The organism is Vibrio sp. SG41-7, assembly GCF_014164465.1.
Lineage (GTDB): Bacteria > Pseudomonadota > Gammaproteobacteria > Enterobacterales > Vibrionaceae > Vibrio > Vibrio splendidus.
The window spans coordinates 55,938-74,516 of record NZ_JACJFF010000005.1; the positions used below are offsets into that span (position 1 = coordinate 55,938).

At 45.3% G+C, this 18,579-nt stretch carries 15 protein-coding genes; 5 read left to right on the forward strand and 10 right to left on the reverse strand.

Annotation, left to right across the window (positions count from 1 at the left end):
* Window positions 1–1,815, reverse strand: a 1,815-nt coding sequence (locus H5300_RS02310) for an Ig-like domain-containing protein (protein WP_182795327.1), incomplete at its 3' end; no start/stop codon positions are given.
* Between the two features lie 402 nt (window positions 1,816–2,217).
* Between H5300_RS02310 and H5300_RS02315 the strand changes: the two genes are divergently transcribed.
* From H5300_RS02315 to H5300_RS02330, 4 genes are all read left to right on the forward strand, one after another.
* Window positions 2,218–3,525, forward strand: coding sequence for a TolC family outer membrane protein (locus H5300_RS02315; protein ID WP_182795328.1), 1,308 nt, complete (start codon window positions 2,218–2,220; stop codon window positions 3,523–3,525).
* Window positions 3,525–4,142 carry an OmpA family protein gene (locus tag H5300_RS02320; protein WP_182795329.1) on the forward strand — a complete coding sequence of 206 codons (618 nt, stop codon included), beginning with the start codon at window positions 3,525–3,527 and terminating at the stop codon, window positions 4,140–4,142. Before H5300_RS02315 ends, H5300_RS02320 begins: the two co-directional genes overlap by 1 nt.
* A gap of 136 nt (window positions 4,143–4,278) precedes the next feature.
* Window positions 4,279–4,629: a DUF2750 domain-containing protein gene (locus H5300_RS02325; RefSeq protein WP_004733613.1), complete on the forward strand. Its 351-nt coding sequence runs from the start codon at window positions 4,279–4,281 to the stop codon at window positions 4,627–4,629.
* Window positions 4,630–4,791: 162 nt separating this feature from the next.
* Window positions 4,792–6,777: a diguanylate cyclase gene (locus H5300_RS02330; RefSeq protein WP_182795330.1), complete on the forward strand. Its 1,986-nt coding sequence runs from the start codon at window positions 4,792–4,794 to the stop codon at window positions 6,775–6,777.
* Window positions 6,778–6,784: 7 nt separating this feature from the next.
* On the opposite strand, the gene queC is transcribed toward H5300_RS02330, so the two are convergent.
* A complete protein-coding gene (gene queC / locus H5300_RS02335) occupies window positions 6,785–7,480 on the reverse strand; it encodes a 7-cyano-7-deazaguanine synthase QueC (RefSeq protein WP_182795331.1) in 696 nt (231 codons plus the stop codon).
* Window positions 7,481–7,540: 60 nt separating this feature from the next.
* Window positions 7,541–8,209 carry a 7-carboxy-7-deazaguanine synthase QueE gene (queE, locus tag H5300_RS02340; RefSeq protein ID WP_308822249.1) on the reverse strand — a complete coding sequence of 223 codons (669 nt, stop codon included), beginning with the start codon at window positions 8,207–8,209 and terminating at the stop codon, window positions 7,541–7,543.
* 185 nt (window positions 8,210–8,394) lie between these two features.
* Here queE and H5300_RS02345 point away from each other — a divergent pair, with 185 nt between their 5' ends.
* Window positions 8,395–9,204, forward strand: coding sequence for a Cof-type HAD-IIB family hydrolase (locus tag H5300_RS02345; protein WP_061025504.1), 810 nt, complete (start codon window positions 8,395–8,397; stop codon window positions 9,202–9,204).
* Between the two features lie 100 nt (window positions 9,205–9,304).
* Here H5300_RS02345 and H5300_RS02350 read toward each other — a convergent pair whose 3' ends face one another.
* The 7 genes from H5300_RS02350 to acnD form a co-directional block, all read right to left on the reverse strand.
* Window positions 9,305–10,717 carry an NUDIX domain-containing protein gene (locus H5300_RS02350; protein ID WP_182795332.1) on the reverse strand — a complete coding sequence of 471 codons (1,413 nt, stop codon included), beginning with the start codon at window positions 10,715–10,717 and terminating at the stop codon, window positions 9,305–9,307.
* Window positions 10,718–10,789: 72 nt separating this feature from the next.
* Window positions 10,790–11,269 (reverse strand): GNAT family N-acetyltransferase, encoded by a 480-nt coding sequence (locus H5300_RS02355; RefSeq protein WP_102497756.1) that lies wholly within the window; start codon window positions 11,267–11,269, stop codon window positions 10,790–10,792.
* A gap of 203 nt (window positions 11,270–11,472) precedes the next feature.
* Window positions 11,473–11,874 (reverse strand): glycine zipper domain-containing protein, encoded by a 402-nt coding sequence (locus H5300_RS02360; protein ID WP_004733606.1) that lies wholly within the window; start codon window positions 11,872–11,874, stop codon window positions 11,473–11,475.
* 237 nt (window positions 11,875–12,111) lie between these two features.
* Window positions 12,112–12,558, reverse strand: coding sequence for a hypothetical protein (locus tag H5300_RS02365; protein WP_182795333.1), 447 nt, complete (start codon window positions 12,556–12,558; stop codon window positions 12,112–12,114).
* Between the two features lie 147 nt (window positions 12,559–12,705).
* Window positions 12,706–14,610, reverse strand: a complete 1,905-nt coding sequence (locus tag H5300_RS02370; RefSeq protein WP_182795334.1) for a propionyl-CoA synthetase — start codon at window positions 14,608–14,610, stop codon at window positions 12,706–12,708.
* Window positions 14,611–14,728: 118 nt separating this feature from the next.
* A complete protein-coding gene (prpF, locus tag H5300_RS02375; protein ID WP_182795335.1) occupies window positions 14,729–15,901 on the reverse strand; it encodes a 2-methylaconitate cis-trans isomerase PrpF in 1,173 nt (390 codons plus the stop codon).
* A 9-nt stretch (window positions 15,902–15,910) separates the two neighbouring features.
* Complete coding sequence (acnD, locus tag H5300_RS02380) at window positions 15,911–18,547, reverse strand: Fe/S-dependent 2-methylisocitrate dehydratase AcnD (RefSeq protein WP_182795336.1); 2,637 nt, start codon at window positions 18,545–18,547, stop codon at window positions 15,911–15,913.
* Window positions 18,548–18,579: the final 32 nt, after the last annotated feature.

Below are 18,579 nucleotides of genomic sequence, written 5' to 3' on the forward strand. Positions count from 1 at the left end.
GCCCGCTTTCACGTCGCCGCCAACGGTACCCGTAATGACCACTTTGCCATCCGCTTCGTCCGCGTTCACGGTGTTGTCCGCTGTGATTGGGTCGATCGTAATGCTCGCTTCGATATCGGTATCGACATCGTAGTCGCCGTCGGTCGCGTCCGCCGTCGCCGTCGCTTCGTTACCCGCGTCGTCTGAGGTCGTCACGCTCGCTTCTACGCGCGTATCTTCATCATCAACCAGGTCGCTGCCGTCAACTTCGATGCTGTACACCAAGTCGCCTTCGTCGTTTGCGAACACATCGCCTGTGTAGGTTTCGCCATTCACCGTTAAGGTCACGGTGTCGCCCGCTTTCACGTCGCCGCCAACGGTACCCGTAATGACCACTTTGCCATCCGCTTCGTCCGCGTTCACGGTGTTGTCCGCTGTGATTGGGTCGATCGTAATGCTCGCTTCGATATCGGTATCGATTGTTATCTCAAGCTCGGTCGACGTCGCGCTGTTGCCCGCACCATCCGTCACTTTCACGCTCAAGTTATAAGTGCCATCCAACAAGTCGGCATTTGGCGTGAACTGCCACGTGCTGCCCACTTTCTCCAGCGTGCCATCAAGGGCTACGCCGTCTTTCACGACCACGATGTCCTCTTGCGCGACATCGCTGTCAATGTCGCCTAGCGTGAACGTCGGCGTCGTATCGTTGGTCAGGTTGTCTGTGTCGCTGTTGCCAGTATCGCTGCCGTCAACCAGATCGATGGTTGGTTTGCTCAACTCGATGTCTACAGCCGGAGTAACGCCAACAATGACTGTTAAAGTATCGGCACCACCTTGACCGTCTGAGACTATAACCGTGAAGCTGTCGCTGCCGTTGTAATCGTCATTTGGCGTGTAAGTCCAATTACCGTTTTCATCGACAGTGACTGTGCCATTAGACGGATCGTTGCCTTTTGAGAAGCTTAACGAGTCGCCATCGTCGTCTGATGCAGATAAAGAACCGCTGACTGGCGTATCTTCATCGGTCGTTACCGTAACGCTATCGCCTAGAGGATCGCCGTTACCGTCGACTAATGTTGGTGCGTCGTTAACTGGAGTAACACCGATATTAACGGTTATTGTGTCCGTGCCACCTTGGCCGTCGGAGACAACAACCGTAAAACTGTCATCGCCGTTGTAGTTTTCATTAGGTGTGAAAGTCCAATCGCCGTTTTCGTCTACTACAACAGTTCCGTTTGAGGGATCAGTGGCTTTGGTGAAAGACAGAGAGTCACCGTCTTCATCTGAAGCAGATAATGTTCCGCTTACTGGGGTATCTTCATTTGTTGAAAAAAAGACAGTGTCACCGATAGGTGAGTTATTGTTATCAATAAAAGTGGGGTCGGTATTAGGTTGGTCAATCGAGCGGAAAGCATCTAGAAGACTCAAGCTTTGAGTACGAGACATTCCCAGCGCTTCAAAACCCGTAGTAACGAACTCTGTACCAGGAATAGTTTCTTCACCATCACGTTCAATAGTTCCGCTAGAAGCCAAACTTGAACCGTTTTGACCAGCTGCCGTTGCGAACTCTTCACCTAGCTCGGTCGGGTCTTGACCTTCTTCTAATGCGGCAAAGATATTCGCAATATCTTGGTCGAGCTCAATTTCGCCTTCTTCTGATGAGAAGCGTTTTGCCGATACCTGAGGTTCATTGGACCCGTTCTGAGATTCAAGAACGACATCCCCTGCTTGTAGTGGTTGGCCTTCTTCTAAGACTTTAATCGTACCATCTACCGAGATAACAATGCGCTGGCCAAGTGCTAATGCACCACCCAAATTCAATGTTGTCATGTCCATATAAACCCCTAAAAAGCATTTCTTGTCATTAACGTCAAAATAGTGACATTATATTTATAATATTAGTTAAAATATAACACTTAAAGTCATATAATTCCTAGTTATGAATCTAGTATTTAACAACTTGAGTGACAAGCTAATGACGGTGATCACATCGCATAACAATCTTAGTGCTCACACCAGTAATATAAGCTATTGTTTTTGCGGAAAATAATAGCTTAAAAAACGTAAGATTGACGTGTATAAAAACACCATAAAACGCACGCTGATCGGTTAACATTCTGACAACTATTTGCGAGCGCCAGCTTAGCGATCGTAATTTTTTTGGCGGTTCATCTAAATTTCATATATAACAGCATGAATTCAAGACTTAGATGCGAGCTAATTTTAGGGAGATGCACATTGAATAGGCTTCAAAAGACAACATTAGTGTTAGCTATAAGTATGAGCTTACCGACGACAGCACAAACCCTAGAGCAAGCCGTTGCGTTCACTTTAGAAAGTAATCCTGAAATCAAAAGTGCTTATAATGAATATGTCAGTAAGCGATATCTTAATGATGCTTCTGGTGGTGCCTATCGTCCAAGTATAGACTTGGATGGAGGTATTGGTTACGAGCATACCGATCTAGCAACTAACTCAAGCACGACCGATCTGACTCGGAAAGAAGCGACAATTACGCTAACTCAGCTTATCTGGGATGGGGCTAATACATCGAATGATATTGACCGTACCGCGGCTGATGCGGAATCAGTGCGTTATCAATTGATATCTAATGCCCAAGATATCGCATTAGAAGTGACCAAGGTTTATCTCGATGCGGTAAAAGCTTATGAAGTGCTTTCACTCTCTGAAAACAACCTCGCAACCCACAAAAAAATATACAGCGATATTCGCAAGCGTGTTGAATCAGGTATTGGCTCAACAGCAGATATGTCACAGGTAGAAGCACGTATTGCTAAAGCGCACGGTAATTTACTTGCGGCGCAAAACAACCTTTTTGACACTCATACGCAATTCAAAAGGCTTGTGGGTCAATCTCCGCTAGGGTTAACCTTCCCTCGCGCAGATGCAGGCGCTATCCCTTACACGGTTGACGGCGCATTAGCAAAAGCGTTTAATCAGCACCCAGTAATTAAGATTGCACAAGCCGATGTAGACTCTGCGAAATTTCAATACAAGCAATCTAAGAGCACCAACTACCCAACGGTTTCTTTTGAAGCCGCTCAAACCTGGCGCGATGATGCCGGAGGCACTCCCGGCAACAGCGACGAGTTTTCTGCGATGGTTCGTTTAAGATACAACCTTTACAACGGCGGTTCAGACCAAGACCGTGCAGAAAGTGCCGCTTATCAACTAAACAAAGCTAAAGACCTTCGTGAAAGTACGTTCCGAAACGTAGAAGAAAGTTTACGCCTTTCTTGGAGTGCCCTTGATTTAACCGTTCAACAAAAAGAGTTCTTGTCAGATCACGTAGACTCGGCATCAGACACCGTTATCTCTTATGAGAAACAATACCGTATCGGTAAACGTACCCTTCTCGATTTGCTTAACACCGAGAACGAACTATTCGAAGCCCGTAAGGGCTATCTGGATGCCAAGTACGACGAACAATACGCGAAGTACCGAGTAATGAATGCAACAGGAAACCTGTTAACTGGGTTACGCGTCGAAACCCCTCAAGAATGGAATGAAAAGGTAGAATACTAATGAAGCTGATAAAGACTGTATTTCCGCTTTGTCTCATGATTGTCTCTGCCAACGTTTTAGCTGAAACAAGCAATGAAGAATTTGAATATCGAGCTCTTCCAAATATCACGCAAATTTATGATCTCGAAGATGATGATAATGACGGCGTAATTAACGCGCGAGATTTATGTCCCGATACGCAAATTGGTGCAGAGATCAATAACGACGGTTGTGGTTCATACTTTGAATCGTCAGAAAAGAAAGAGCTCCACATACTCTTTGCTAATAACTCTACGGAAATTAACCCTGTTTTCCTAGGGCAGATACGCCAGATGGCTGCGTTTTTGAAGCGTTACGAGGGTACATCGATTGAGTTACAAGGTTATGCCAGCAAAGTGGGCAATGCCAAACACAATTTAAAACTGTCAAAAGAACGAGCATCCAACGTAAGGCGTGCCCTTATCAGTAATGGTATTCAACCATCTCGAGTCAACATCGTGGGTCATGGCGATTCTGAATTCAGCAGCGACAACAGCCAAATTAATCACGCACTGAACAGAAAAGTTGTCGCTTCTGTTGCTGGGTTTAAAGGTAATATCAAAGAAGAGTGGCACATCTTCACCAAAATAAAAAAGTAGGCTCTATCCTGCGTTTACCATACTGAAACGTGATCTCAAGTTAACGTTTCAGTATGGTGATAATTCCTTGAATAGCATGTACCTAAGCCGTCTATAATGTTAATCTTGCGTCGTTATCAACATAGAGAATTAATCCATGAGCAAACTAACAGCTGATACTCAAGCAAATCTAGAACTTTTCGTTTCTGAAACACAAGAAACTAAACTGGTATGGGGCCTTCGCAATGAAGAAGGTTGGCTAGCATGTGACTCAAGTGAATTCGAAAGCAGCGAAGTGATGCCTTTTTGGTCTTCAAAAGAAGATGCCCAGACTCACAACGTTGAAGAGTGGGCTGACTTCGAAGTATTAGAAATTCCACTAGATATCTTTGTAGAAGATTGGTTACTGACTCTAGCTGAAGACGGCGTTCTTGTTGGTATTAACTGGAATGCAACATTAGAAGGCAAAGAACTTGAGCCTTCTGACCTAGCGAAATTATACATCTAATTTCCGATATCGGTCGTGCGAACAGTACGACCGATACACGTCTGATAAATATCAACAAATTAGAGACTTACCTCGCATAACCTCCTACCCATACCATTCAAAAATTGAAGCAACATCAAACTAACAATAGAATATCGTTCTTTATCTGATAGATAGTTTCTTGTGACTCACTCTGTTTTTATTGCCCTTCTACTGTTCATTAGCTTTTATTCTCATGGCCAAGTATCAACACAAGATCGTCACCAAGACTCTCCTTTCAACTCATCTAATTTAGATTCAAACACGACTCCAAATGCTGATTGGAATGCACTCTATCTCTCGACTCTAACTCATTCCCCATCGCGTGCGTTAAACATGCTGCAAACCCGTTACATTGGCTCAACCGTCTATGGAGATAAGCTTTACCTTTCATCTCTGTTATATCAATACATGAGCCACCGAGATCAACCGTTCTATGGAATCGCTTCAAACGACAGTGAGTACCAAGCGATTGAAGAAGCGTTTATTTCTGCATTGATGAAAGACGGCCAAGGCCAATATGAAGAAGCGCAACAAGGCTTTTTGACCCTATTAGCGAAAATGCAATCGCGCAGTGATTTAACTGGAAGAGCGCTACTAAAATACCAACTATGTCGATCTTTGAACGAGCAAGCTAAATATCATCAAGCGAACTATTACTGTTCTGCGCTTCAATCAGATTTACATAACATCGCTGACCCTGTGTTACCAAAGTTTGGTACTTATCGAGTCATCGCTAACAATCACCATTTCCGCAGTGACTATCAAGCCGCGCTAGATACCTACCTATCACTGATAAACGTGTTCCCACAAGGACATGACATTTCGGGGATCTATAATGATGTGGGTAACTTGCTTAAAGAATTAAAGCAATATGAAAAATCGGCAGAGTACCTCAAAGAAGCACTCACATTAAGAGAAAGTGCTTCTGATTTGATGAAAGCACAAGTGCATCATAGCCTTGCAGATCTCTACCTTAACCAAGAGCAAAGTGACTTAGCAATTAACCATTTTCAAACAGCAAGAACACTGCTGAGCTCATCGTCACATAGCTACGGTATCGCACTAACAAGTCTTGGCTTAGGAAAAGCTTATACTCAAATTAGAGACTATGATTTGGCAAGAGGTTACTTAGTCAACTCTCTTTCAGCTTCGAGCGAACTGAGTAATGATGTCATTCGTATTAACGCTTACCTAGCGATCAGCGATATGTTCGAAGAGCAAAAGCTGACAACCGAAGCGCTCAATTATGCTCAGCAAGCTCTAGAAGTATCCGAGCAAGTCACAAGACACAAGTACATCGCTCAGTCACTCCTTCAGCTTTCCGACCTTCATCAAGCGCTCAGAAATTACCAACAAGCTTTCTATTTCTACCAGCGATACTCATCTATACAAATTGAAACACGCGATATCGATAACAGGTTGGCTTTTGAAGCACTAGACCTGACCCACGCTAAATATGAGCAAGAATTGGAAAATTCTTTCCTGATAAATCAGACAAAGCTCGACCGCGTTCAAATTGAAAAAATGGAACATCAAAGATGGTTGTACAACGTCATTGTTATTCTATTGCTGTGCGCCGCAAGCTTTACGGTATTAGCAAACAAAACGATTCGCGCAAAAGCTTCCATCGATGCTATGACGAAAGCGTATGGCCGGACCGAGATCATACGAAGAATCAAAAGAGTCAGACGCTGTAAAGGAACGGACAAGCAACATGTCCTCGTTCTGCTCGATCTGGATAGATTCAAGAAGATCAATGATGAACATGGACACCCTACCGGTGATAGAGCGCTCGTCCATATTAGTCAGCAAATACGAAAACACTTAATGAATGACGAATTGTTTGGTCGCTTAGGAGGCGAAGAATTTCTCATCATGCTAACCAATACCAAGCCTGTAGACGTGCGAGAGCGCGTCGAAGAGCTACATTACGCCATATCAAGCACCGTCTTCTTAACAGAAAGCAAAAAGCCACTTAATGTAACCGCGAGTTTTGCTTATCTAGCAACCTCAAACGCATTAAGTGACTTTGATGACTTGTACTCTGTGCTTGACCAAGCACTGTATCAAGCAAAGAGCAACGGCCGATACTGCATCATTGATGCTTACAACGAACCAATTGATTGACCTGAGGTTATTTATTCTCAGTCTGTTTGCGAACCAACTCAGCCATAATACCTTCACGATCACCTAGGTAATCGTTAAGGCCAACTTTACGCAGTTCACACGCTGGGCAATCGCCACAACCATCACCGATGATGCCATTGTAACAAGTCAGTGTTTTATTGCGAACAAGCTCAAGTGCTGAGTACTGGTCGGCCAATGCCCATGTTTCAGCTTTGTTGAGCCACATTAACGGTGTTTTAATATCAAGCGGCTTGTCCATACCTTGTACAAGCGCAGAGTTCATCGCTTTCACAAAGTCATTACGACAATCAGGGTAGCATGAGAAATCAGTTTCACACACGCCCGTGATTACGGTATTTGCACCGATTTGGTAAGCGTAAATACCCGCCAAAGTTAAGAACAGAATATTACGACCAGGAACAAAAGAGTTTGGTAGTCCATTCTCTTGTAGCTCATGAGACACAGGAATATCGTCACGAGTCAGAGAGCTGATAGCCAGTTCATTCAACAGAGTCACATCCATCACTTTGTGCGCTTTCACACCAAGCTCTTTCGACAACGACTCCGCAACTTCAATCTCGAGTCTATGGCGCTGACCATAGTCAAACGTAATCGCATGAACTTCATCATACTCTTTTAAAGCTTGAACAAGACACGTTGTTGAGTCTTGACCACCACTGAATACTACGACTGCTTTTTTCATCTTAAATCCTTACGAGAATCTTCTACTAGCGACTTATCTAGGCCAGTAAACAAATGCAACCTATGCGATGCTCAAATATTTGTGAGTTTGAATAGATAAACGCCAGTTACGTTCAATACAGGTATCAATACACAGTTGCGTTGCACGTTCTTTTTGGCTAATAGGTTGAAGTGCAATGACTGTATTTTCAGGAACATCGGCTCTAGCAATAAGAGCATCTAGTTGCTCGATATCTTTACCTGTACCAACAGGGTGCTTGATTTCATTCGCACGAACGAGTGCGCTATCAAGGATATCCAATTTGGCTTTCATTGCGACTTTTGGTGACACCGTAACCCAAGTATCCAGTGTGGCTTTTACTTCTGATGTTCCGCTGGTCTCAATCTGACAGCGACAACCGTGCTGCTCAAATGCTTCAGTAAGAGGGACAAGATCATAGATGCACGGCTCACCACCAGTAATCACAATGTGCTTCGCGGTGTAACCTTGCTTGATATATTCATTCACGATTCCTTGCGCATCAATTGCAGACCAAGTCGGTGAATCCTCTGTCTTAACCATAATATCACCAAGGCTCGTTTCATCTTCCGGCAACGCTTCCCAAGTCTGTTTGGTATCACACCAAGAACAGCCTACAGGGCAAATTTGCAGTCGAACAAAAACAGCAGGAACGCCGGTAAATACGCCCTCGCCCTGGATGGTTTCAAACATTTCATTAATCTTGTACAACTTACCCTCAGCTCAATCATTTGATGAAATTAATCAACCGCAGACCTTAAAGCACTTGCCCCTTTTGGTCAAACAAATGAGTACTGATAAATGAGTTGATCAAAGCCCTAGCCTGAACTTTCAAGTTCCCTTATCCTTTCGCCCATTAGATTTCGTTAGCTTTTAATTTTTTAGTAAGGAACAACATGTACAAACTGATTGCTCTTGATATGGATGGCACACTGCTCAACAGTGATAAAGTAATTTCTCAAGAGAACAAAGACGCGATTGCCAAAGCACGCGCTGCAGGTGTGAAAGTGGTTCTGGCTTCTGGTCGTCCTTTAGAAGGCATGCAGAGTAAGTTAGACGAGCTTTCAATCAACGGCGAAGATGACTTTGTGCTCTTCTACAACGGCTCTATGGTTCAAAACGTCTCTACAAAAGAACTCATTCATAGTGAGATCAGCAATGGTAAAGCCGCGAAAGAGATCGCAGCCCTCGCTGTACAGCTTGGTGGTTATGTTCATGCATTCAGCAAGATTCATGGCTTAATCACACCTGAGAACAATGAGTACACTGGTATTGAAGCGCGTATTAACGGCTTAGAGATTACCGAGTTCGACTTTTCTCAACTAGAAGATGACCACGAAATCATCAAAACTATGATTGTCGCAGAACCAAGCAAGCTGACTGAAATCATCGGCAAGTTGCCACAAGAGCTTAAGACTCAATTTACTATCGTGCAAAGTGCACCATTCTTCTTAGAGTTCCTAAACCCAAATTCAAACAAGGGTGTCGGTATTGAGGCGATAGCTAAGCACTTGGGTATTACAGCAGAAGAAGTAATCTGCATGGGTGACGCTGAAAACGATCATCATATGCTTGAATACGCTGGCCTTGGCATTGCAATGGAAAACGCAATGGAAGAAACCAAGAAACTGGCGGATCACATCACAGCGAGCAACGACGACCATGGTGTAGCGGTCGCTATTGAGAAATTTATCTTCAACTCATAAACGCTCAGCAGCTATAGTGAGAATTACTTTTTGCTTGTTGCACAAATGACAAAGGCTGTGCACTGCACAGCCTTTTTTGATTTTATATTAGTCGGTTCGCCTACTCTCTTTTCCATGGCAGACGAAACGCCACTACACCAAATAGAATCAAGATTGGGAAACGTAAGGTCTCAACGATAAATGAAGCGATGCCACTGAATGAGACGAAACTTCCTGCCCAGCTAATCAGCAGATTTCCCGCTAACAACATCGCCATCACTCCAAATACAATCTTGAATGAGAACTGGCCGACCAAAGGCTTCGAATCCGTTAACGTTACTAAGCATGCAATCGTCATCAAAATTGCCACCCAGAAAGAGAATGTTGGCAGTGGCCATATCACCGTGAGAACAATCGACAGTAAGCACAATGCCCACCAGACACCTTTAGAGCTTAATAAGGCACTAATATCAACATCAGGTTTCGCATCTAATCTCACGATGTGCCAAGTCGTTAACGCGCCCAATACGCCTCCCATTAAGACATCACTAAAGAGCGCACTGCCTGAATAAGACGTAAATAGCATAATCCACAGTAGGCCCGCGAGCACTATCAAAATCGATTTTTGCTCCAAGAGGCGCTTTAGTTTCCAAAAGACTAACAAGGTTAAACTCACCCACAAGCTAGCCAATAAACTTGGAAAGCTATAGCCACTGCTCATCACTAGCTTCAATGTTGGCAAGTAAGCATGCGGACGTGGAAAACCAAACCCTTGGTGGGCGATTAAAGTGAGCAATGTCACCGAGATCAAAGTGAAGCCAAACTTCAACGCGAAGTTACGGCCAAAATGCCAAGCAATTAGCGGCAATATCACGATGAAAACCCATGGCTTCGCTAACGAGTCAGTTAAAAGTACAGTATTCGCAAACACGCTTGGCATCTTATCGAACGCGTTTTGAAGCGACACAATCCAATTTAATTCAACTTGATGGACTTTCGGTGCCGCGCCCACCAGCTCTGTCACATACGTCACAGGTTGATCTGTCGCGGATAAAAAGAATTCGTTAATCTCAGACCATTGCTCTGGGTAACGGTATTGATTGGCTTGCAACTCCGTAGGTGGCAATAACATCGCGCGACTGACTTCCACACCGTAATGAGGAGCAAACCAGATTGGTAGCTCAAAGCCACCTAACTCATTTCGAGCTTTGTAACTGATCACTTCAGAGTCAGAGACACAATCATACACAACGGCACTGTCGGTATATCCCAACACATCACCGACCGTCACGGACAAACCCGCCTCTTCCCAAGTTTCTCGTTGCGCCGCGACCGATGGCGGCTCTCCAGAAACCACAGTACCTCCCGGTAGAGACAATTGACCTGTGATCAACTCATCAACCAACACGATTTGGTTATCAGCACGTACTACACACAAAGCGCCCGCAATATGATCGGGCAAAGTGTTGCTCGCCCAAGCGGAAGTAGTACTCAAAAGAGACAATATGAAAACTAATAAATATCGAATAACCAACGAGTTTACCTAAAAATAAGAGAAAAAGTTAAAGACTGCTCTAGTGTAATCAAACACGCACAAAATCGCTGTCTACGTTTTGTGCAAAGCCTTCCTCATCCATTGAATGTGAGGTGTGAACCCCATTTTTTGGTAGAAGTCCTTGGCAGGTGAATTAAAGTCCCAAACCTCTACAAAGACTTGTTCAACCCCATAATCATCAAAAGTCGCTTCAACTTTGCTAAACAACTTTTCAGCAATCGATTCTTTTCGATATTCCGGCAACACAAAAAGCTCATCGACACTCCCCATCGGCACCGGTTTACTCACCGTTGAGATAAGCTCACAAAAATGTCCGGAGATAAAGCCAACAATGAGCTCACCTTTTAATGCCACATAAACCAAGCATTCAGGATCATCCAAGTAACGTGCAATGCTTTTTTCCTGCTCAATCTCTTCTGCCGTTTTAAAGTGCTCTGGGCTAGCAAGGTGGTGGTGATGGTGGAGATCGAACATTAACTCATTAAGTTGTTCCAAATCCGTGTGCTTTGCAGCCCTTAAGGTGACATTCATGACTATTGCGCTTCTCAAACCAAATTAATATCTAAACTGAGTCTAGTTTACTTGCCGTGAGTATCTATACAAGTTATTGAATTAATTCATTGTTTGAAGTGCGTATTTTAGATACAAAAACGGCCACATTATGTGGCCATTCTGTTTGAATGATTTTCAATTAAATGAATATCTAGGCTTTAGCTTTAGTTGTAGCTTCAGCTTTATGCGCCGTTGTCCTCTTTCTCTTCTTTGAGATCAGCAAGCTGTTGTTCTAGTTCAATAAGCTTAATTTCAGCCTCTACTTCAGCAACTCGCTTTTCTGCATCGGTTCGATTGTCTTGCGCCAGACCATCAGCAGTGACTTGGGTTCGTTGTGCGTTTCTTGCATCGTCCGTATCTTTCATTGAACCAGCAACACCACCGGTCACACCACCCAATGCAGCACCCTTCGCGGCTAAGCTCGCATCTCCAGTTAGAGCGCCTGCTGTCGCTCCTAATAAAGCCCCCCCCACAGCACCACGATTACGTGCAGCATTCTCATTTTCGTTATCCATTGCTGGTGATGCGCAACCAGAAAGAGTCACAATCAGTGTCGCTAAAAGAAAAGGTTTAGTGAATTTCATAGGAGTCTCGCTTAGTTCTTCGTTTGGAGTAGAGCCATCTTAAGCAGAACCGTTAATGAGATAAATAAAGCCACGTTTAGACGATACATCAAGTTCAGTTATGTATCATTCAACCATCGCATAAGTGCTTATTGATATATATCTTTGAGCTCGCCTTAGCCTGACAAACAAAAAAGGCGACCAATTAGGTCGCCTCATCGCTCTTTCTCTATAATTATTCTCTTTCAGATGTCGCTCTTAGCCTTTGGACCAAAAGTTTTGCATATTTTCTGCACTAGGTGGTGGCCTAACACCGCAATCTCGATAATGATTTTTATCGCCGATCCCCAGTATCTTGCCATTTTCGTCATCAATCATTGCGGCAACTTTAACACCGTCTCCCACATGACGAGTCAACACAACAATTTCACCAGCTCTTTCAGATCTTACCGCGCCTAAGATTTGATATTCGTAGCGACCTTTCCTTGAATTAACGATCATCTTCGAGTTAATCGGGTCGGCTTCATACCCCACGCCCATATCAAAAACCGCTTGATAGAGATCGACGCCAGTCTTGGACACACATTTAAATATCTTGGGATGACTCAATGGCTCTAACAACGCTCTACTCGCTTCATCCTTTGAATTACTGGCACTAGCAGCACCACTGACCAGTAAAGCAATCAACAAAAAGTAAGCTCGCATAAAAAGACCTCAATATGTGGGATTCATAATGAGGTCATAGTAAACGCAATGGATAAGCGGATGAATAAAGTAGAGTTTAGGTAAACTATCACGCTGGGTTATGCATTAATCAACAAGCCAAAGATGATATTACCTAAACTGCGACGTCTATTTACCGAGCTTTTCAGCAATTTCAGTTAAGCTGGTAGGGTCGTCAATCGTCGAAGGCACCACATATTGTTCACCTTCTGCGATCTGTCGTATGGTTCTGCGCAAAATCTTACCGGAGCGCGTCTTAGGTAATCTCTCAACAACCAAGGCTTGCTTAAAACACGCGACCGCGCCAATCTCATTGCGAACCTTGCCAACCAACTCCGCTTGTAACTCAATGCCATCAACTTTTACGCCATCTTTTAACACAACTAGACCTAATGGAAGTTGTCCTTTTAAGTCATCGTGAATACCGACTACCGCGCATTCTGCAATGGCTGGGTGACCACCCACGATTTCTTCCATTTCTCCCGTCGACAGACGGTGTCCCGCTACGTTTATCACATCGTCGATACGGCCCATGATAAATAGATAGCCATCTTCATCAAGATAGCCACCGTCACCAGAAACATAATAGCCCGGGAACTGACTCAAATAGCCGGATTCAAACCGATCATGATTGCGCCATACCGTGGGTAAACAACCAGGCGGCAATGGTCGTTTAAGTGCCACAAACCCTTGTTGATTCGTTTGTGCGATTTCACCCAACTCATTGAGGATCTCCACTTGGTAACCCGGAACAGGTTTAGTGGAAGAACCCGCTTTCACTGGCAAAGATTCCAACCCTGTTGGATTGGCAGAAATAGCCCAACCCGTTTCGGTTTGCCACCAGTGGTCGATAACCGGCTTATTGGTATGAGATTCAACCCAATCCAATGTTGGCGGGTCTAAACGCTCGCCAGCCATGAAAATCGACTTGAGTGATGATAGGTCATACTTAGTCAGTAATTCGCCTTCGGGATCTTCTTTCTTAATGGCTCTAAATGCGGTTGGAGCAGAAAACAATACATCGACTTTGTATTCTTCACACACACGCCAGAATACGCCGGGATCTGGCGTTCTAACTGGCTTGCCTTCAAACAAGATGGTTGTGCAACCATGAATCAATGGCGCATACACAATATAGGAATGCCCCACTACCCAGCCGACATCAGAAGCCGCCCAAAACACACCATCTTGCGGCATATCGTAGATAGTGCTCATCGAGTATTTCATGGCGACCGCGTGACCACCATTGTCACGAACCACACCTTTTGGCTTACCCGTCGTCCCTGATGTATACAAGATATATAGTGGGTCAGTCGCTAGAACAGGCACGCATACGTGAGGCAAAGCATCGTTAACCGCTTGTTGCCAAAGTACATCGCGTTCATTGCTCAACTCGGCTAGAGACTGCTCTCTTTGGAATACCACTACTTTCTCGGGCTTCCAACGGCTGTCCATGATCGCGCGATCGACCATAGGCTTATATGGCAGGACTTTATTTATCTCGACACCGCAGGATGCAGTAATCAACACCTTCGGTTCAGCATCTTCGATACGAACGGCAAGCTCATGAGGAGCAAAACCACCAAACACCACCGAATGCACCGCGCCTAGTCGAGCACAAGCCAGCATTGCCATTGCCGCTTCAGGAATCATTGGCATGTAGATCACCACACGATCGCCTTTGGTAACGCCTTGCGTGGCTAACATACCTGCGACTTTAGCCACTTGTTCACGCAATTGATTGTAAGTGTACGAGGATTGAGTTCCTGTAACTGGAGAATCGTAAATCAGCGCGGTATTGTCACCTCGTCCATTTTCACAATGGTAATCAAGCGCGAGCCAGCAGGTGTTCATCACCCCATCAGGAAACCAACGTTCAATACCGTTATCGTCAGTTTGTAATATCGTTTTTGGTGGTTCAAACCAATCTATCGCTTGTGCTTGCGTTTCCCAGAACGAATTGGGGTCTTCCCTAGCCCATTGATACTCGGTTATGTAATCTGTTTTTCTGTTCATTCGATTCGTAGCAGACATAGTGCCTCCTCCATGATTTATCCATTATTCCAAGCGCCTAGCTTTTGGCAGTAGCACTTGATTGCACTCTTTTCTCAGCGTTGTGTTCGTGAACATTTAACCGTTCACGACAGTCGCTTTACTTGGGAAAAGGCACACGAATGGCACCTTCCATGATCACTCGGGCACTACGACTCATAATCGCCCTTTCAATTTTCCACCCACTTTCCGTCTGAATAGCTTTAGCACCCACTTTTAAGGTTCCTGACGGGTGGCCAAAGGTCACAAAATCTCGGGAACCCTCACCGGCTGCCAAGTTCACTAACGTACCTGACACACTCGCCGCTGAAGCAATGGCGACCGCTGCCGTACCCATCATGGCGTGATGCAGTTGTCCCATAGACAAAGCACGCACCAGAAGGTCAGTATCTTCGACAGCAACCGATTTACCACTGGAGGCTTGGTACGCTTGAGGATTAGCAACAAACGCGACTTTAGGTGTATGTTGACGTGATTCAGCTTGTTCTAAAGAATCAATAAGACCCATCGCTACTGCACCATGTGCTCGTATGGATTCAAACAGAGCCAAGGCTTTGGTATCACTATTGATATCTGATTGAAGTTCAGTGCCTTGGTAACCAACCGATTCAGCATCAACAAAAATGGTGGGTATCCCAGCATTAATGTATGTCGCTTTGATGCAACCCAGATCGGGAACATCTAAAAAATCGACAACATTCCCTGTTGGGAACATAGAGCCACTCGCATCGGCGGGGTCTAGAAAATCTACTTGGATCTCAGCGGCGGGGAAAGTCACACCGTCGAGTTCAAAATCACCTAACTCTTGAACTTCGCGACCAGCGATAGGTACATGAACAATAATGGTTTTCTCTATGTTCACTTGCCATACTCGCACCTCGACCACGCCGTTTTCTGGAATACGATTCGAATCGACTAGGCCACTATGAATTGCAAATGGGCCTACGGCAGCAGACAGATTGCCGCAGTTACCGCTCCAATCAACGAACTGCTTGTCTATTGCTACTTGGCCGAATAGGTAATCAACATCGTGATCGGCTTTACTGCTTTTCGAAACAATAACGGTTTTACTGGTACTGGATGTTGCACCGCCCATGCCGTCGGTTTGTTTGCCATAAGGATCCGGGCTGCCAATCACGCGCAGAAGTAATGCGTCTCGAGCTTCTCCGGCAACTTGCGCAGCTTCAGGTAAGTCACTTAAGTTGAAGAAAACGCCTTTGCTTGTTCCGCCCCGCATGTAGGTGGCAGGTACTTTTATCTGTTTAGTGTTCATCACAAGCTCCTACTGGGCGAGAAAGTCTTTGGCGAAACGTTGCAACACGCCACCAGCGCTATACACGTTCACTTCGTCTGCCGTGTCTAGTCGGCAGGTTACTGGCACATCAAGCTTTTCACCGTTTTTACGAGTGATCACTAAAGCCAAATCAGAACCTGCTTGGATGTCACCATAAACGTCGTAAAGCTCGGTACCGTCCAATTCTAAGGTGTTTCGATTGGTCCCCGCTTTGAATTGCAAAGGCAGCACGCCCATGCCAACCAAGTTGGTTCTGTGAATTCGTTCAAACCCTTCTGCCACAATTACTTCAACACCCGCTAAGCGCACACCTTTGGCTGCCCAGTCACGTGATGAACCTTGGCCATAATCGGCCCCCGCCACGACAATCAAAGGCTGTTTACGGTTCATGTAGGTTTCTATCGCTTCCCACATTCGCGTAACTTGACCTTCGGGTTCAACTTTTGCCAATGAACCTTGCACGACTTCTCCAACGTCCTTCACCATTTCGTTATACAGCTTAGGGTTGGCGAATGTTGCTCGTTGCGCGGTTAAGTGATCACCTCGATGGGTCGCATAAGAGTTAAAGTCCTCTTCCGGCACTTCCATTTTGGTGAGGTATTCCCCCGCCGCGCTCGAAGCGAGAATCGCATTTGAAGGGGATAAGTGATCTGTGGTGATGTTGTCCCCCAGAATAGCTAAAGGTCTCATCCCTGAAAGGCTTCGTTCCCCCGCAAGAGCCCCTTCCCAATAAGGTGGTCTTCGGATATAGGTACTTTGAGGTCGCCAGTCATAAAGCGGTTCAGTCGTCACCTGTTCCTCGTCTGGCTGGAACATTTTCACGTAGATTTGTTGGAATTGCTGAGGCTTAACGTGCTCACCGACAACGGCATCGATCTCGGCATCACTCGGCCATAAATCACTTAAGTAGATTGGCTTACCATTGTTGTCGGTGCCTAAGCTGTCTTTCTCGATATCAAAGCGAATCGTGCCAGCCAAGGCGTAAGCAACCACCAATGGCGGTGAGGCTAAAAACGCTTGTTTGGCATAAGGATGGATTCGACCATCAAAGTTTCGATTCCCCGATAACACAGCGGTAGAGTACAGGTCGCGGTCGATGATCTCTTGTTGGATTGTAGGATCCAACGCCCCACTCATTCCGTTACATGTCGTACACGCATAGCCGACGATACCGAAGCCTAATTGTTCAAGTTCAGGAAGCAAACCTGCCGACTCGAGATAGAGCTTGGCAACTTTAGAACCTGGAGCAAATGACGTTTTCACCCACGGCTTACGAACTAATCCAAGCTGATTGGCTTTCTTAGCTACCAGTGCGGCGGCGACTACGTTTCTTGGGTTGCTGGTGTTGGTACAAGAGGTAATTGCTGCGATGATCACCGCACCATCAGGCATTTGTTCGTCGCTGTACTGCTTAGCATGCTGCTCTTTCCAAGATGCTTGACTGATGCCTTGTTCCGCCAGCTCTCTGGTTGGCAAACGACGATGGGGATTGGATGGCCCTGCAAGATTGCGCTCTACCTTCGATAAATCAAACTCTAATACACGTTCGTATTGAGCAGAGTCTAGATCGTCAGCCCATAGCCCGGTTTGCTTGGCGTAGCGTTCAACTAATTCAACCTGCTCAGGCTCTCGACCGGTGAGCTTCAGGTATTGAATAGTCTGCTCATCGATATAGAACATACCCGCTGTCGCACCATATTCTGGCGTCATGTTAGATATCGTTGCGCGGTCACCAATAGTCAGAGCACGAGCCCCTTCACCGAAGAATTCCAAATAGCTTGAGACCACTCTCTGATTACGAAGAAACTCAGTAATCGCAAGCACAATATCCGTTGCGGTTATCCCTTCTTGTCGTTGACCCGTCAGTTTAACGCCGACAATATCAGGCAAACGCATCATTGACGGACGACCGAGCATCACAGTCTCAGCTTCCAAGCCGCCCACACCAATCGCAATAACGCCCAGAGCATCAACGTGCGGTGTATGGCTATCGGTACCAACACAGGTATCAGGGAAAGCGATACCTTCTTTGGATTGAATAACCGGAGACATTTTCTCCAAGTTAATCTGGTGCATGATCCCGTTCCCCGCAGGAATCACACTCACATTTTTAAACGCGGTTTTACACCATTCGATAAAGTGAAAACGGTCTTCGTTTCTGCGCTCTTCAATCGCGCGGTTTTTATCAAACGCTTGATTATCAAAGCCTGCGTGTTCCACTGCCAGAGAGTGATCAACAATCAGTTGGGTTTCAACAACGGGGTTCACCTTGGCAGGGTCTCCGCCTTGGTCGGCAATCGCGTCTCTTAATCCAGCCAAATCTACTAGGGCTGTTTGACCAAGAATGTCATGACATACAACGCGCGCAGGATACCAAGGAAAATCTAAGTCGCTCTTGCGTTCAATGATCTGTTTTAAGCTGTCTTCAAGGGTTTCAGGATCACAGCGTCTTACTAATTGCTCTGCCAATACTCTCGACGTATAAGGCAAGGTTTTATAACTGCCTGGAGATAGCGCTTCTACCGCTTCGCAAGCATCGAAATACTCTAAATGGGTTCCGGGTAAAAGTTTCCGGTACTGATTTTTATCAAGGTACTGAGCTTGTTCAAGTTTTACATCAGACATACATCCACCATTATCTGTTAAATTCTATTCGT

Bases quoted from the DNA above. Each gene is read 5' to 3' on its own strand.
- H5300_RS02320 (WP_182795329.1), top strand. From the start codon at position 3,525: ATGAAGCTGATAAAGACTGTATTTCCGCTTTGTCTCATGATTGTCTCT.
- H5300_RS02325 (WP_004733613.1), top strand. From the start codon at position 4,279: ATGAGCAAACTAACAGCTGATACTCAAGCAAATCTAGAACTTTTCGTT.
- queC (WP_182795331.1), bottom strand. From the start codon at position 7,480: ATGAAAAAAGCAGTCGTAGTATTCAGTGGTGGTCAAGACTCAACAACG.
- H5300_RS02345 (WP_061025504.1), top strand. From the start codon at position 8,395: ATGTACAAACTGATTGCTCTTGATATGGATGGCACACTGCTCAACAGT.
- H5300_RS02355 (WP_102497756.1), bottom strand. From the start codon at position 11,269: ATGAATGTCACCTTAAGGGCTGCAAAGCACACGGATTTGGAACAACTT.
- H5300_RS02360 (WP_004733606.1), bottom strand. From the start codon at position 11,874: ATGAAATTCACTAAACCTTTTCTTTTAGCGACACTGATTGTGACTCTT.
- H5300_RS02365 (WP_182795333.1), bottom strand. From the start codon at position 12,558: ATGCGAGCTTACTTTTTGTTGATTGCTTTACTGGTCAGTGGTGCTGCT.
- H5300_RS02370 (WP_182795334.1), bottom strand. From the start codon at position 14,610: ATGTCTGCTACGAATCGAATGAACAGAAAAACAGATTACATAACCGAG.
- prpF (WP_182795335.1), bottom strand. From the start codon at position 15,901: ATGAACACTAAACAGATAAAAGTACCTGCCACCTACATGCGGGGCGGA.
- acnD (WP_182795336.1), bottom strand. From the start codon at position 18,547: ATGTCTGATGTAAAACTTGAACAAGCTCAGTACCTTGATAAAAATCAG.